General features: G+C 49.4%; 10 protein-coding genes and 1 pseudogene. 8 read left to right on the forward strand and 3 right to left on the reverse strand.

Annotated elements, in window-relative coordinates; translation table 11 throughout:
* Positions 1-68: 68 nt before the first annotated feature.
* Positions 69-1,748: a C4-dicarboxylic acid transporter DauA gene (gene dauA, locus ABZJ92_RS07340; RefSeq protein ID WP_001033366.1), complete on the forward strand. Its 1,680-nt coding sequence runs from the start codon at positions 69-71 to the stop codon at positions 1,746-1,748.
* Positions 1,749-1,802: 54 nt separating this feature from the next.
* On the opposite strand, the gene ychH is transcribed toward dauA, so the two are convergent.
* Positions 1,803-2,081, reverse strand: a complete 279-nt coding sequence (gene ychH / locus ABZJ92_RS07345; RefSeq protein ID WP_000823874.1) for a stress-induced protein YchH — start codon at positions 2,079-2,081, stop codon at positions 1,803-1,805.
* A gap of 277 nt (positions 2,082-2,358) precedes the next feature.
* Between ychH and pth the strand changes: the two genes are divergently transcribed.
* From pth to ABZJ92_RS07360, 3 genes are all read left to right on the forward strand, one after another.
* Entirely contained in the window at positions 2,359-2,943 is a 585-nt protein-coding gene (gene pth / locus ABZJ92_RS07350; RefSeq protein ID WP_000152949.1) for an aminoacyl-tRNA hydrolase, read from the forward strand.
* A gap of 116 nt (positions 2,944-3,059) precedes the next feature.
* The gene (gene ychF, locus ABZJ92_RS07355; RefSeq protein WP_000505866.1) at positions 3,060-4,151 is read left to right on the forward strand and encodes a redox-regulated ATPase YchF; all 1,092 of its coding nucleotides are present in this window, start codon (positions 3,060-3,062) and stop codon (positions 4,149-4,151) included.
* An 843-nt stretch (positions 4,152-4,994) separates the two neighbouring features.
* A complete protein-coding gene (locus tag ABZJ92_RS07360) occupies positions 4,995-7,862 on the forward strand; it encodes an autotransporter outer membrane beta-barrel domain-containing protein (RefSeq protein WP_005049659.1) in 2,868 nt (955 codons plus the stop codon).
* A gap of 99 nt (positions 7,863-7,961) precedes the next feature.
* Here ABZJ92_RS07360 and dhaR read toward each other — a convergent pair whose 3' ends face one another.
* On the reverse strand, positions 7,962-9,881 hold the full coding sequence (gene dhaR / locus ABZJ92_RS07365) for a dihydroxyacetone kinase operon transcriptional regulator DhaR (RefSeq protein WP_024259225.1): 1,920 nt from the start codon (positions 9,879-9,881) through the stop codon (positions 7,962-7,964).
* A gap of 227 nt (positions 9,882-10,108) precedes the next feature.
* Between dhaR and dhaK the strand changes: the two genes are divergently transcribed.
* The 4 genes from dhaK to treA all read left to right on the forward strand — a co-directional run bounded on the left by dhaK (position 10,109) and on the right by treA (position 15,268).
* Positions 10,109-11,179, forward strand: coding sequence for a dihydroxyacetone kinase subunit DhaK (gene dhaK / locus ABZJ92_RS07370; RefSeq protein WP_000733721.1), 1,071 nt, complete (start codon positions 10,109-10,111; stop codon positions 11,177-11,179).
* A gap of 10 nt (positions 11,180-11,189) precedes the next feature.
* Positions 11,190-11,822, forward strand: coding sequence for a dihydroxyacetone kinase subunit DhaL (gene dhaL, locus ABZJ92_RS07375; RefSeq protein ID WP_005049657.1), 633 nt, complete (start codon positions 11,190-11,192; stop codon positions 11,820-11,822).
* 10 nt (positions 11,823-11,832) lie between these two features.
* A complete protein-coding gene (dhaM, locus tag ABZJ92_RS07380) occupies positions 11,833-13,251 on the forward strand; it encodes a dihydroxyacetone kinase phosphoryl donor subunit DhaM (RefSeq protein ID WP_005061971.1) in 1,419 nt (472 codons plus the stop codon).
* Between the two features lie 319 nt (positions 13,252-13,570).
* Complete coding sequence (gene treA / locus ABZJ92_RS07385; protein ID WP_000841729.1) at positions 13,571-15,268, forward strand: alpha,alpha-trehalase; 1,698 nt, start codon at positions 13,571-13,573, stop codon at positions 15,266-15,268.
* A gap of 78 nt (positions 15,269-15,346) precedes the next feature.
* On the opposite strand, the pseudogene ycgY reads toward treA, so the two are convergent.
* A pseudogene (ycgY, locus tag ABZJ92_RS07390) lies at positions 15,347-15,786 on the reverse strand (protein YcgY).
* Positions 15,787-16,239 lie beyond the last annotated feature (453 nt).

The following is a 16,239-nucleotide window of genomic DNA, read 5'->3' on the forward strand; positions in this document are numbered from 1 at the left end:
GTATGACCTATGCCTCCTTCACCTGCCATTTAGTTGACAGATGATGCGCTCACGGATGAAACATTATTGTGAACAAAATATTTTCCTCACATGTGATGCCTTTCCGCGCTCTGATCGACGTTTGCTGGAAAGAAAAATATACTGCCGCACGGTTTACCCGTGACCTGATTGCCGGGATAACCGTCGGGATTATTGCTATCCCGCTGGCGATGGCGTTGGCTATTGGTAGTGGTGTGGCCCCCCAGTACGGTTTATATACCGCAGCTGTTGCGGGGATTGTCATTGCTCTAACGGGTGGGTCACGCTTTAGCGTTTCCGGTCCGACTGCGGCATTTGTGGTAATTCTCTATCCCGTTTCGCAACAGTTTGGACTGGCAGGACTGCTGGTTGCGACCTTGTTGTCGGGAATCTTTTTGATTCTGATGGGGCTGGCACGCTTTGGTCGTCTGATTGAGTATATTCCGGTTTCCGTCACCTTAGGTTTCACCTCGGGTATCGGGATCACCATCGGTACCATGCAGATTAAAGATTTTCTCGGTCTGCAAATGGCCCATGTCCCGGAACATTATCTACAAAAAGTCGGCGCATTATTTATGGCGCTGCCGACCATTAATGTGGGTGATGCTGCCATTGGCATTGTGACGCTTGGCATTCTGGTTTTCTGGCCGCGTCTGGGCATTCGTTTACCCGGTCACCTTCCGGCCTTGCTGGCTGGTTGCGCGGTGATGGGGATTGTTAACCTGCTCGGCGGACATGTTGCTACCATCGGTTCGCAATTCCACTACGTCCTGGCCGATGGTTCTCAGGGTAACGGTATTCCGCAACTGCTGCCGCAACTGGTGCTGCCGTGGGATCTGCCTAATTCAGAATTCACGCTAACCTGGGATTCTATTCGCACCCTGCTGCCTGCGGCATTCTCAATGGCAATGCTCGGGGCGATCGAATCTCTGCTCTGCGCTGTGGTACTGGATGGTATGACCGGGACTAAGCACAAGGCGAATAGTGAACTGGTCGGTCAGGGGCTGGGGAATATCATCGCTCCATTCTTTGGTGGTATTACCGCTACTGCTGCCATCGCGCGTTCTGCCGCTAACGTCCGTGCCGGGGCAACTTCCCCTATCTCGGCGGTGATCCACTCTATTCTGGTTATTCTCGCCCTGCTGGTACTGGCACCACTGCTCTCCTGGCTGCCGCTTTCCGCCATGGCAGCCCTGCTGTTGATGGTGGCGTGGAACATGAGTGAAGCGCACAAAGTGGTCGACTTGCTGCGTCATGCGCCGAAAGATGACATCATCGTCATGCTGCTGTGTATGTCACTGACCGTGCTGTTTGATATGGTTATTGCCATCAGCGTGGGGATCGTGCTGGCATCGCTGCTGTTTATGCGTCGTATCGCACGTATGACTCGCCTGGCACCGGTAGTCGTAGATGTTCCAGACGATGTCCTGGTTCTGCGCGTTATTGGCCCGCTGTTTTTTGCTGCTGCTGAAGGCTTATTCACGGACCTGGAGTCACGTCTTGAAGGCAAACGGATTGTGATTCTGAAGTGGGATGCCGTTCCGGTACTTGATGCTGGTGGTCTTGATGCGTTCCAGCGTTTTGTGAAGCGTCTGCCCGAAGGATGTGAACTGCGCGTGTGCAACGTGGAATTCCAGCCACTGCGAACTATGGCTCGCGCAGGCATTCAACCGATCCCGGGACGCCTCGCGTTCTTCCCGAATCGTCGCGCGGCGATGGCGGATTTATAAGTACGAGATTGACCAGTCAGCGCAAACTGACTGGTCAGCAAACTGCATTATTTGTTAGCTATGACGGCGATTATCGCTACGGCGGCAACGTTTGTCATAGTGACGAACCCACCAGTAACGGTCGCACACCTGTTCATGCCCGCCAACACGGGCACCCGCCAGCCAGAGAATGGCACCGACGAAAATACTTAGCACTGCACCATGTGCGAAATACTGGGGCATATTAAACTGTGGTAACTGGTTGAGGATTGAATACCCCACGCCGACCACCATTACCACCAGACCCAACCCCATGAGCACGTTACCGAGTATCGAAGCGTTTTTGCGTTTCATATGTCACCTCCGGAACTTTCTGGGTTGTAACAGGGAATACCCCTCTTCCTTATGTGTAAAGTATAGACAACACCCTGTGGGTTATGTGCGGGCGTAATCACAATTACAACCCTTATTTCAACAAAACTTTACAAATAAACGCCTGAACACCTTGACTTTCTAATAGTCCACTCAGGCAATTATTACGTTATCTGCATTTGATACGCAGTTTTTTGTCAAGCGGGGCCGCAACCAGTAAACTACGCGCCAGTTATGTACACACTCAGGACAAAAAAACGTGACGATTAAATTGATTGTCGGCCTGGCGAACCCCGGTGCTGAATACGCCGCAACGCGACATAATGCTGGTGCCTGGTTCGTTGACTTACTGGCAGAGCGTTTGCGCGCTCCGCTGCGCGAAGAGGCTAAATTCTTTGGTTATACTTCGCGAGTCACCCTTGGAAGCGAAGATGTCCGCCTGTTAGTCCCGACTACATTTATGAATCTCAGCGGCAAAGCCGTTGCGGCGATGGCCAGTTTTTTCCGCATTAATCCGGACGAAATTCTGGTGGCCCACGACGAACTGGATCTGCCTCCTGGCGTCGCCAAATTTAAGTTGGGCGGTGGCCATGGTGGTCACAATGGACTGAAAGACATCATCAGTAAATTGGGTAATAACCCTAACTTTCACCGTTTACGCATCGGAATCGGTCATCCGGGCGATAAAAATAAAGTTGTCGGTTTTGTGTTAGGCAAACCGCCTGTTAGTGAACAGAAGTTAATTGATGAAGCCATCGACGAAGCGGCGCGTTGTACTGAAATGTGGTTTACAGATGGCTTGACCAAAGCAACGAACCGATTGCACGCCTTTAAAGCGCAATAAGTCGTTGTCTGCGGCATTTTTGCCGAGTGCCGTGTATAATAGGCAAAGTTATTTCCATTTCTGCAATCTGTTAGCAATAACAGGTTGATTATTAAGATATTAAGGTGATTTAAATCATGGGATTCAAATGCGGTATCGTCGGTTTGCCCAACGTCGGGAAATCTACCCTGTTCAACGCGCTGACCAAAGCCGGTATTGAAGCGGCCAACTTTCCATTCTGCACCATTGAGCCGAACACAGGCGTCGTACCAATGCCTGACCCTCGCCTGGATCAACTGGCTGAAATCGTAAAACCGCAACGTACGCTTCCCACGACCATGGAATTTGTCGATATCGCCGGTCTGGTAAAAGGCGCATCGAAAGGCGAAGGTCTGGGTAACCAGTTCCTGACCAACATCCGTGAAACCGAAGCGATCGGTCACGTTGTTCGCTGCTTTGAAAATGACAACATCATTCACGTTTCCGGCAAAGTTAACCCGGCTGACGATATTGAAGTTATCAACACCGAACTGGCGCTGGCAGACCTCGACACCTGCGAACGTGCGATTCATCGCGTACAGAAGAAAGCCAAAGGTGGCGATAAAGACGCGAAAGCTGAGCTGGCGGTCCTGGAAAAATGCCTGCCCCAGCTGGAAAACGCAGGTATGCTGCGCGCGCTGGATTTAAGCGCTGAAGAGAAAGCGGCTATTCGTTACCTGAGCTTCCTGACGCTGAAACCAACAATGTACATAGCCAACGTCAACGAAGATGGTTTTGAAAACAACCCATATCTTGACCAGGTGCGTGAAATCGCGGCGAAAGAAGGTTCTGTTGTGGTTCCGGTTTGTGCTGCTGTTGAAGCAGACATTGCCGAACTGGACGACGAAGAACGTGACGAGTTTATGCAGGAGCTTGGGCTGGAAGAACCGGGCCTGAACCGTGTGATCCGTGCCGGTTATAAGCTGCTGAACCTGCAAACTTACTTCACCGCTGGGGTGAAAGAAGTGCGTGCATGGACCATTCCGGTTGGAGCAACCGCGCCGCAGGCAGCGGGCAAAATCCATACTGATTTTGAAAAAGGCTTTATCCGTGCACAAACCATCTCGTTTGAAGATTTCATCACTTACAAAGGTGAACAAGGCGCGAAAGAAGCAGGCAAAATGCGTGCAGAAGGTAAAGATTACATCGTGAAAGATGGCGATGTGATGAACTTCCTTTTCAACGTCTAATTAATTTATTGTCTCATGAGGTTTCGCTAAATCTCATGAAGAGCGCAAAAGTATATAAAATCCACGCAATTGCGTGGATTTTTCATTTCACCGAGTCCTAATCATTCTTGTAACATCCTACACTTTTGTGCTTATTGCCTACAGTGAACCACGAGAATAATTAAAGACATAAGTGTTCAGATGACTGATATCTCATTAGCAGTGATATAACGTCAGTTTTTGTTCCACTACACATCAGCCCTCTTCACAGCTGATCAATATTGATCTCGCTCCAATATGCTGGCGAGAAAAGGACTTACCTGAAGGGTAATATCCCGCAGATAAAGTCCCCGAATAACGTGATTACGTGCGATCCTGGCAAGATGAAAATGATAACCAGTAGCACAATAATAACGATAGGCCAGAAAATCCATTGAACAAAAATGAATATCGATGTTTTTTGCTTTTTCTTATTAGTAATGCAAAAATGGCGCATATTGTTTTTGTTATGCAGATACATCAAGCGAAAATCCCATAACTAATTAGGATTATTACAAAAAATCTTCACCAAATTTTTTAACCGCTGTTTGTTGTAATATTTTTGCCATATTCATAGTAACGAATTGGAATAAGTAACGACAACTTAGGGAATAACTCGATATAAACTCACCTTTGTAAGGGGGGGGTTAAATATATATTAATTCCTGTGTTCCTGATTTTGCCCGGTAATAGAGAATTATTCTCAGAGAAGCTCATCATGATTGCACCATACAGATATCATGATGATAAGAGGATATTATTCATTGACTTAAACAAAATGACAAAATCCATAGACCCATAGCCTGGGTACTATATAGGAGTGGTATGGGCATCAAACAACACAATGGGAATACCAAAGCCGATCGTCTCGCTGAATTAAAAATCCGTTCGCCCTCAATTCAACTGATAAAATTTGGCGCTATTGGTTTGAATGCAATTATCTTTTCCCCCCTGCTGATAGCTGCTGATACAGGAAGTCAATATGGCACCAATATTACTATTAATGATGGTGACAGAATTACAGGAGATACCGCCGATCCATCAGGAAACCTCTATGGTGTAATGACCCCAGCAGGAAACACGCCTGGCAATATCAACCTGGGTAATGATGTCACCGTCAATGTCAACGACGCCTCTGGATATGCAAAAGGAATCATTATTCAGGGCAAAAACAGCTCCCTGACAGCTAACCGACTCACAGTAGATGTTGTTGGTCAAACCTCTGCCATCGGCATTAACTTAATTGGTGACTATACCCATGCTGACTTAGGCACAGGCAGCACCATTAAGAGTAACGATGACGGCATCATTATTGGGCATAGCTCAACACTAACAGCCACTCAATTCACCATTGAAAACTCGAACGGTATAGGCCTAACCATCAATGACTATGGCACCAGTGTCGATCTTGGAAGCGGAAGTAAAATCAAGACCGATGGAAGTACAGGTGTTTATATCGGTGGTCTCAACGGCAATAACGCCAATGGTGCTGCGCGTTTTACGGCGACAGACCTGACAATCGATGTTCAGGGCTACAGCGCCATGGGGATAAACGTACAGAAAAACTCTGTTGTCGATCTCGGAACAAACAGTACCATTAAAACCAATGGCGATAATGCTCACGGCCTCTGGAGCTTTGGCCAGGTTAGCGCGAATGCACTCACTGTTGATGTAACTGGAGCCGCGGCCAATGGCGTCGAAGTTCGTGGTGGTACAACCACTATCGGTGCAGATAGCCATATTTCTTCCGCGCAGGGCGGTGGCCTCGTCACCAGTAGTTCAGACGCGACAATCAATTTTTCTGGCACGGCAGCGCAACGAAACAGCATCTTTTCCGGCGGTTCTTATGGTGCCTCGGCCCAGACGGCAACGGCTGTTATCAACATGCAAAATACCGATATTACGGTTGATCGTAATGGCAGTCTGGCGCTGGGTTTGTGGGCGCTCAGCGGCGGTAGAATAACCGGAGACAGTTTGGCTATCACCGGCGCGGCAGGAGCCAGAGGGATTTATGCCATGACCAACAGCCAGATCGACCTCACGAGCGATCTGGTCATTGATATGAGTACACCCGACCAGATGGCCATCGCAACGCAACATGACGATGGTTATGCCGCCAGCCGCATCAACGCCTCGGGTCGTATGCTTATCAACGGTAGCGTTCTTTCCAAAGGTGGGCTAATCAATCTGGATATGCACCCTGGGTCGGTTTGGACAGGTTCCTCCCTCAGCGATAATGTCAATGGCGGGAAACTGGACGTTGCAATGAATAACAGCGTCTGGAACGTAACAAGTAATTCTAATCTCGACACGCTGGCGCTGAGCCATTCAACTGTCGATTTTGCCAGCCACGGGTCAACTGCCGGCACATTTACCACATTAAACGTAGAGAACCTGAGCGGTAACAGTACCTTTATTATGCGTGCTGATGTTGTTGGCGAGGGTAATGGCGTTAATAATAGAGGGGATTTATTGAATATCAGCGGGAGTAGTGCTGGTAATCACGTATTGGCTATCCGCAACCAGGGCAGCGAGGCCACAACGGGAAATGAAGTTCTGACAGTGGTAAAAACCACTGACGGCGCGGCCTCGTTCAGCGCGTCTTCTCAGGTTGAGTTGGGGGGATATCTGTACGATGTGCGTAAAAATGGCACTAACTGGGAGCTTTACGCTTCCGGGACAGTTCCGGAACCGACTCCTAATCCTGAACCCACACCAGCTCCCGCTCAGCCTCCCATAGTCAACCCCGATCCTACGCCTGAACCCGCTCCCACGCCTAAACCCACCACGACCGCAGATGCTGGCGGCAATTATCTCAATGTCGGTTACTTATTGAACTATGTTGAAAACCGTACGCTGATGCAACGGATGGGTGACTTGCGAAATCAGAGTAAAGACGGTAATATCTGGTTGCGCAGTTATGGGGGAAGCCTGGACTCCTTTGCCAGTGGCAAACTGAGCGGCTTTGACATGGGTTACAGCGGTATCCAGTTTGGTGGGGATAAACGTCTCTCTGATGTAATGCCGTTGTATGTCGGTCTGTATATTGACTCAACACATGCATCGCCGGACTATAGCGGAGGCGACGGTACCGCACGTTCAGACTACATGGGAATGTACGCCAGTTACATGGCACAAAACGGTTTTTACAGCGATCTCGTTATAAAAGCATCGCGCCAGAAAAATAGTTTCCACGTACTGGACAGTCAGAACAACGGCGTTAACGCCAACGGCACTGCGAATGGAATGAGCATCTCCCTGGAAGCCGGGCAGAGGTTCAACCTGTCCCCTACTGGTTATGGGTTCTATATAGAGCCGCAAACCCAGCTTACATACAGCCACCAGAATGAGATGGCTATGAAGGCGAGTAATGGCCTCAATATACATCTGAATCACTACGAATCGCTGCTGGGGCGTGCCAGCATGATACTGGGGTATGACATCACCGCAGGCAACAGCCAGCTGAATGTCTATGTGAAGACTGGCGCTATCCGCGAGTTTTCAGGGGATACCGAATATCTGTTGAACGACTCCCGGGAGAAGTACAGTTTCAAAGGTAATGGCTGGAATAACGGCGTGGGAGTCAGTGCACAGTATAACAAACAGCACACATTCTATCTCGAAGCGGATTACACGCAGGGTAACCTCTTTGATCAGAAGCAAGTCAACGGAGGATATCGCTTCAGCTTTTAAGTGCGGGATAGACAAGCCCTTAAACGATGCTGAAAATTGTTAGCGTGCGCCGGAATGAAATACAGATCACTCTGATGTATCAGAAATCGTTTCTGTCTTTCATACCCGGCGCTTAAACTGCCCTGCATCAATGCCATGTTGCTTCATTTTCCGCCACAGCGTAGTGCGGCCGATCCCAAGTAAAGCCGACATTTCCTGAATGCGACCGCCTGTGACCTGGGCTGCGTTAATAATTGCCTCTTTTTCAACTTCCGCAAATGACAGACTGGTGGAAAGGCGGGTGGCGCTGACATCATCTGTCGCCTGCTCGGTAAACAGATGTTCAGGTAAATCACTGACGCGAATGCGCCCGTTATCACTACTCAGAGCAAGATTCTCGATGACGCTGTAAAGTTCAAAATCGTTGCCTGGCCATGCACAAGAAACTAGGCGAGCGAGGGCATCGTCATCAATTTTCAGCCGCGTAGAGAAGCGTTTTTCAAGACTGCGTAATTTGTTATTCACCAGCGCCGGAATGCTGCCACGCCGCATACGCAGAGGCGGGATGGTAATTTCAAATGCATGCAGCGCGTAATACAGCTGGCGACTAAAACGATTTTGTTCCACCAGCATTGCGAGGTCCGCGGTCGTTGTTGCAATCACTTTGACATCAATTGGTATTAAACGCCGCGCATCCAGTCGCGTGATAACCCCCTGCTTGATAACCTGCAGCAAAGCAGACTGTAACTCCACCGCCAGATATTCAATCTTTTCAAGAAACAGCGTGCCGCCGTGTGCCAGTTCCAGCCGACTCAGACGGCCATTTTCATTGTCCGTGCGATCGCCACCAATAAATTCTTCCGCCAGCGCAGCATCACCATATAACTCACAATTGACGGCGATATAAGGACCTGCAGCACGCTCGCTTTCATTATGAATTGCCTGACTTAGCAGTGCCTTGCCCACGCCCTCTTCTCCACAAAGCAGGACAGGAAAGCTACTGCGCGCCGCCTGGCGACCAAAATGAATCAAGCGGCGGGTTTGCGGATCGTCCTGTGGCATATGAGCGAAGGTATGGCTGACTTTTCCTAATTGACTGGTCATTAACTGCCGCATCTGTTCCACAGGATGGAGCAACAAAATAAAGCTGGTTCCCTGCGTTTCTATTATCGGTTTAAGGGTTATCACCGCATCAATAAACTGGTGCTGGCTTTCAAAGGTTGCTTCTACGTGTTTGAGCGGATGTGCCAGTTTTATTGCTTGTTGCAATACGGCGGGTAACGTTAAGAGTTCAGTGATTGCCCGTCCCTGACTTGCCGTCGCGTCAAGGCGCAAGACCCGCGCCGCCTGGGCATTAATAAATTGCAAATTACCCTGCTCGTCCCAGCTAATCACGCCATCATCCATACTTTCTAACAGGGCATTAAGTTGATTTAAATGACGGTTAGTTTCAGCGAGCAAACTGTCCGTCAGCAGTAAATTACCGACCTCGCGGGCGATTGCCAACGTCAACGGCAAATCAGCTGCGGTAGTTTGCTCAACCGGACACGCCAGCGCTATTGTTCCCGTCAATCGGCCCTTGCTGTCAAACAACGGCGTTGCACAAAAGGCCCAGTTCCAGAGTGCCTGTTTGAAATGTTGATCGGCCATCGTTTTCACGGCCTGACCAGAGATAGCCGCTAACGATAGCGCACAAGTACCAATAATTCCCTCGGCGCAATACGTGCCGTCATTGAATCCCAGTGCACTTAGCTGCTGCAAGGTTTGCGGATCGCCATTACGGCTGAGAATGCAGGCGGTTTCATCGAGGATAAACAGCGCACACTCTCGCGGTGCCATATATTCCCAGGCATCTTCCAGCGCAGCCTGCCCGAGCGTCAGCATCGCTTTCTTACGCCGATAAATAGAAGCAAATGTCACGCCCTGGGCCTGATGTGGTACGTTCCATGTCTCCCGTTTCATCAGCTTATTGCATCGCTCCCAGGAGGTTGCAATTAAGGGAGATATGCCCCGACCATCGTTGTTAAAAGCGCCACTCATATCCCGCATCCCTTATGACAAAAGGTGTTCCGGCTCGCAATTTTAAGTATTAATACACGTAAAAGTTTCAATATGGAACATTCATTAAAGCATATGTTTCACTATGAAACATAATTTGGGCTAATTTTCTTTTCCCTTGCCTGATGCACAATGGATTCATCGGCAGTCAGTGGTCGCCGTGTCGTTGAACATCATCCATGCCCTACCGTAATTGCTGGAGCAAAATAATGAAAAAATTGATCAATGATGTGCAAGACGTACTGGACGAACAACTGGCAGGACTGGCGAAAGCGCATCCATCGCTGACACTGCATCAGGATCCGGTGTATGTCACCCGAGCTGATGCCCCTGTTGCAGGAAAAGTCGCCCTGCTGTCGGGTGGCGGCAGCGGACACGAGCCGATGCACTGTGGTTATATCGGTCAGGGGATGCTTTCGGGGGCCTGTCCGGGCGAAATTTTCACCTCACCGACGCCCGATAAAATCTTTGAATGCTCCATGCAAATTGATGGCGGCGAAGGTGTACTGTTGATTATCAAAAATTACACCGGCGATATTCTTAACTTTGAAACAGCGACCGAGTTACTGCACGATAGCGGCGTAAAAGTGACCACTGTGGTCATTGATGACGACGTTGCGGTAAAAGACAGTCTTTATACCGCCGGGCGACGCGGCGTTGCCAACACCGTATTAATTGAAAAACTCGTAGGCGCAGCGGCGGAGCGTGGCGACTCACTGGACGCCTGTGCGGAACTGGGGCGTAAGTTGAATAATCAAGGCCACTCAATAGGTATCGCTCTCGGTGCCTGTACCGTTCCTGCCGCGGGCAAACCTTCTTTTACCCTTGCGGATAATGAGATGGAGTTTGGCGTAGGCATTCATGGTGAGCCAGGTATTGACCGCCGCCCTTTCTCTTCCCTTGATCAAACCGTCGATGAAATGTTCGACACCCTGCTGGAACATGGCTCATACCATCGCACTTTGCGTTTCTGGGATTATCAACAAGGCAGCTGGCAGGAAGAACCACAAACCAAACAACCGCTCCAGTCTGGCGATCGGGTGATTGCACTGGTTAACAATCTTGGCGCAACTCCGCTTTCTGAGCTGTACGGCGTCTATAACCGCCTGACCACACGTTGCCAGCAAGCGGGATTGACTATCGAACGTAATTTAATTGGCGCGTACTGCACCTCACTGGATATGACCGGTTTCTCAATCACCTTACTGAAAGTTGATGACGAAACGCTGGCTCTCTGGGACGCCCCGGTCCACACCCCGGCCCTTAACTGGGGTAAATAAGGAGAAAGCAATGTCACTGAGCAGAACTCAAATTGTTAACTGGCTCACTCGTTGTGGCGATATTTTCAACACCGAGAGCGAGTATCTTACCGGGCTGGATCGCGAGATTGGCGACGCTGACCACGGGCTAAATATGAACCGAGGCTTTAGCAAAGTGGTGGAAAAACTCCCTGCTATCGCAGATAAAGATATCGGTTTCATTCTCAAAAATACCGGTATGACGCTGCTTTCCAGCGTCGGTGGTGCCAGTGGTCCGCTGTTCGGTACCTTCTTTATCCGCGCCGCACAGGCGACCCAGGCACGGCAAAGCCTGACACTGGAAGAGCTTTATCAGATGTTCCGCGATGGCGCGGACGGCGTAATCAGTCGCGGGAAAGCCGAACCTGGCGATAAAACCATGTGTGATGTGTGGGTGCCGGTGGTGGAATCGTTACGTCAGTCCAGCGAGCAAAATCTCTCTGTTCCGGTGGCGCTCGAAGCTGCCAGTAGCATCGCCGAATCCGCTGCACAAAGTACGATTACGATGCAAGCCCGCAAAGGCCGCGCCAGTTATCTCGGTGAACGCAGTATTGGTCACCAGGATCCCGGCGCGACCTCGGTGATGTTTATGATGCAAATGTTGGCGTTAGCCGCAAAAGAGTAAGGAATTGGTGATGGTAAACCTGGTCATAGTTTCACATAGCAGCCGACTGGGAGAAGGTGTCGGTGAATTAGCCCGTCAGATGTTAATGAGTGATAGTTGTAAAATCGCCATTGCCGCGGGAATTGACGATCCACAAAATCCCATTGGTACCGATGCCGTCAAAGTGATGGAGGCCATCGAATCTGTTGCTGATGCCGACCATGTGCTGGTCATGATGGATATGGGTAGCGCATTATTGAGTGCTGAAACTGCGCTGGAATTGCTGGCTCCCGAGATCGCCGCAAAAGTACGTTTGTGTGCTGCGCCGTTGGTCGAAGGTACACTGGCAGCAACGGTCAGCGCGGCCTCGGGGGCGGATATCGACAAAGTTATCTTTGACGCTATGCATGCGCTGGAAGCCAAACGTGAACAACTGGGTTTACCGTCCTCCGACACTGAAATCTCTGACACATGTCCTCCGTACGATGAAGAAGCCCGTTCTCTGGCGGTGGTCATAAAAAACCGTAACGGCCTGCATGTACGTCCGGCCTCCCGGCTGGTTTATACCTTATCGACATTTAATGCCGATATGTTGCTGGAAAAAAACGGCAAATGCGTCACACCAGAGAGTATTAACCAGATTGCGTTACTACAAGTTCGCTATAACGATACGCTGCGCCTGATTGCGAAAGGGCCAGAAGCTGAAGAGGCACTGATCGCTTTCCGTCACCTGGCTGAAGATAACTTTGGTGAAACGGAGGAAGTCGCTCCACCTACTCTGCGTCCCGTTCTGCCTGTTTCGGGTAAAGCCTTTTATTATCAACCAGTTTTATGTACGGTACAGGCAAAATCAACCCTGACCGCGGAAGAAGAACAAGATCGATTACGCCAGGCTATTGACTTCACGTTATTAGATCTGATGACGTTAACAGCGAAAGCAGAAGCCAGCGGGCTTGACGATATTGCCGCAATCTTTTCTGGTCACCATACACTGTTAGGTGATCCGGAACTGCTGGCGGCGGCAAGCGAACTCCTTCAGCATGAACATTGCACGGCAGAATATGCCTGGCAGCAAGTTCTTAAAGAACTTAGCCAGCAATACCAGCAACTGGATGATGAATATCTACAAGCTCGCTATATTGATGTGGACGATCTTCTGCATCGCACCCTGGTCCACCTGACCCAAACGAAAGAAGAACTCCCGCAGTTTAACTCGCCAACTATTCTACTGGCGGAGAACATTTATCCTTCCACAGTACTGCAACTGGATCCGGCGGTTGTAAAAGGTATCTGCCTTAGCGCCGGAAGTCCGGTATCCCACAGCGCCCTAATCGCCCGTGAACTGGGGATTGGCTGGATTTGCCAGCAGGGTGAGAAACTGTATGCGATACAACCAGAAGAAACGCTAACGCTGGACGTTAAAACGCAACGTTTCAACCGTCAGGGTTAAGCCACCGTTCGGATGGCATCGTTCTGATGTCATCCGGCAATTTACCCAGCACTGATGTTTTTTAACTACCTGTTATATTTTTTACCAATTTATGATGATTTTTCTTCGCTAATCGCGAACCAAATGTCGCTGGCTGGCTAATAAACAGACGTTATTTGATCACTCTATTTCGCCGTTATTTATCCCTTTAATTCCCTTTTCTAAAATGCCTGACCGTTCGCAGAATGAGATTTCGATCATGCAGCTAGTGCGATCCTGAACTAAGGTTTTCTGATACTTGAATACCGTTTTATTCGGTTTCGCCAAAGGAGAATGATTGATGAAATCCCCCGCACCTTCTCGCCCGCAAAAAATGGCGTTAATTCCAGCCTGTATCTTTTTGTGTTTCGCTGCGCTATCGGTGCAGGCAGAAGAAACACCGGTAACACCACAGCCGCCTGATATTTTATTAGGGCCGCTGTTTAATGATGTGCAAAACGTCAAACTTTTTCCGGACCAAAAAACCTTTGCCGATGCCGTGCCTAACAGCGATCCGCTGATGATCCTTGCTGATTATCGGATGCAGCAAAACCAGAGCGGATTTGATCTGCGCCATTTCGTTAACGTCAATTTCACCCTGCCGAAAGAAGGCGAGAAATATGTTCCGCCAGAGGGGCAGTCACTGCGCGAACATATTGACGGACTTTGGCCGGTATTAACGCGTTCTACCGAAAACACCGAAAAATGGGATTCTCTGTTACCGCTGCCGGAACCTTATGTCGTGCCGGGCGGACGTTTTCGCGAGGTATATTACTGGGACAATTACTTCACCATGTTAGGACTTGCCGAAAGTGGTCACTGGGATAAAATCGCGGATATGGTGGCCAATTTTGCTCATGAAATAAACACTTACGGTCATATTCCCAACGGCAACCGCAGTTACTATTTAAGCCGCTCGCAACCGCCCTTCTTTGCCCTGATGGTAGAGTTACTGGCGCAGCATGAAGGCGATGCCGCGTTGAAGCAATACCTGCCGCAAATGCAAAAAGAATATGCTTACTGGATGGACGGTGTTGAAAACCTGCAAGCCGGACAACAGGAAAAACGCGTTGTAAAACTTCAGGATAGTACCCTTCTCAACCGCTACTGGGACGATCGCGATACGCCACGACCAGAGTCATGGGTGGAAGATATTGCCACCGCCAAAAGCAATCCGAATCGACCTGCCACTGAAATTTACCGCGACCTGCGCTCTGCCGCTGCGTCTGGCTGGGATTTCAGCTCGCGCTGGATGGACAACCCGCAGCAGTTAAATACCTTACGCACCACCAGCATCGTACCGGTCGATCTGAACAGCCTGATGTTTAAAATGGAAAAAATCCTCGCCCGCGCCAGCAAAGCTGCAGGAGATAACGCGATGGCAAACCAGTACGAAACGCTGGCGAATGCCCGTCAAAAAGGGATCGAAAAATACCTGTGGAACGATCAACAAGGCTGGTATGCCGATTACGACCTGAAAAGTCATAAAGTGCGCAATCAGTTAACCGCGGCCGCCCTGTTCCCGCTGTACGTCAATGCGGCAGCGAAAGATCGCGCCAACAAAATGGCGACGGCGACGAAAACACATCTGCTGCAACCCGGCGGCCTGAACACCACGTCGGTGAAAAGTGGGCAACAATGGGATGCGCCAAATGGCTGGGCACCGTTACAGTGGGTCGCGACAGAAGGATTACAAAACTACGGGCAAAAAGAGGTGGCGATGGACATTAGCTGGCACTTCCTGACCAATGTTCAGCACACCTATGACCGGGAGAAAAAGCTGGTGGAAAAATATGATGTCAGCACCACCGGAACGGGGGGCGGCGGTGGCGAATATCCATTACAGGATGGCTTTGGCTGGACCAATGGCGTGACGCTGAAAATGCTGGATTTGATCTGCCCGAAAGAGCAACCGTGTGACAATGTTCCGGCGACGCATCCGACCGTTAAGTCAGCAACGACGCAACCCTCAACCAAAGAGGCACAACCCACACCTTAACCAGCGCTTACTCCGACAACGTCATTCGGCTTCTCCGGATGGCGTTGTCGGCAGATAACACCATATCTATGGTTTTTTCTACACAGACGGTTTTTCAAGTCCTGGCGGGAAGTATTGCGCAAATGTTTGCCATACGTGGTTGCCGAAGATAGCGTCATTTCTACGGGTAAGTGTTTCACTTTCATCACCCGGCGATTTACGCCGACGTTGGCTATATAAAGCATCAATTGCTACCGAATATTGTTACGGTGTTCACTCATCAACGTTTTTTTGCTTTCTGGAGTTAAATTAATAATCACATAATCCAGACACTCCAGAGAATTTAGCAACCAAAAAAAGAATTCAGACCATTCCTCTTCGCGTAACTGAAGCATTGCCGAACGGGTATTTTGGCTTAATCTGCCAGAAGGATTGATCAATTCTAAATGTTCAATAAGCGCAGCCAAAACCGCCTCACTATCCGCCCCATTTTTAACGCCTGACTGGCTACTGTCTAAAATATTTATTTTCTGAATCACACCAAAAACAACGAAACAATAATTAAAAAAGGATTCTGTTGTTGTTACCGGGAACCGACTTATTTCGCTCAGAAAGTCGTTCAACCAGCTCCGCAGTGATAAGATTCGCTGATGATACAGTGTATCCTCACTGCGTGCTGGAGGTGCCAGTATAATATGTTGATCAATACAGTATTTATTGTGTTCAGTCGTTTCCTGATGCGTTTGGTTCTCTGCGGATTGTCGCTGGCGAAATAAATGGCTTGCGGTAAATGCCGTTACAGAGCAGCGCAACGCGTCAATTCCTTCGGAGTGCCCGACTTTTGGCGAGAGTTCCGGTTTTATGCGTCCAGGTAGCGGAAATTTCACCCGAATGAGAAATGCATTAATAAAATGGAGGGTAATGCTGCCAACTTACTGATTTAGTGTATGATGGTGATTTTAAGGTGCTTGCGTGGCTTCCATTTCCATCAG

The organism is Shigella sp. FJ200513, from assembly GCF_040495915.1.
Classification (GTDB): Bacteria; Pseudomonadota; Gammaproteobacteria; order Enterobacterales; family Enterobacteriaceae; genus ECMA0423.

Excerpts from the sequence above, each read along its gene's own strand:
- ychF (WP_000505866.1), top strand. The coding sequence starts at position 3,060 with ATGGGATTCAAATGCGGTATCGTCGGTTTGCCCAACGTCGGGAAATCT.
- dhaL (WP_005049657.1), top strand. The coding sequence starts at position 11,190 with ATGTCACTGAGCAGAACTCAAATTGTTAACTGGCTCACTCGTTGTGGC.
- dhaK (WP_000733721.1), top strand. The coding sequence starts at position 10,109 with ATGAAAAAATTGATCAATGATGTGCAAGACGTACTGGACGAACAACTG.
- treA (WP_000841729.1), top strand. The coding sequence starts at position 13,571 with ATGAAATCCCCCGCACCTTCTCGCCCGCAAAAAATGGCGTTAATTCCA.
- dhaM (WP_005061971.1), top strand. The coding sequence starts at position 11,833 with ATGGTAAACCTGGTCATAGTTTCACATAGCAGCCGACTGGGAGAAGGT.
- ychH (WP_000823874.1), bottom strand. The coding sequence starts at position 2,081 with ATGAAACGCAAAAACGCTTCGATACTCGGTAACGTGCTCATGGGGTTG.
- dhaR (WP_024259225.1), bottom strand. The coding sequence starts at position 9,881 with ATGAGTGGCGCTTTTAACAACGATGGTCGGGGCATATCTCCCTTAATT.
- ABZJ92_RS07360 (WP_005049659.1), top strand. The coding sequence starts at position 4,995 with ATGGGCATCAAACAACACAATGGGAATACCAAAGCCGATCGTCTCGCT.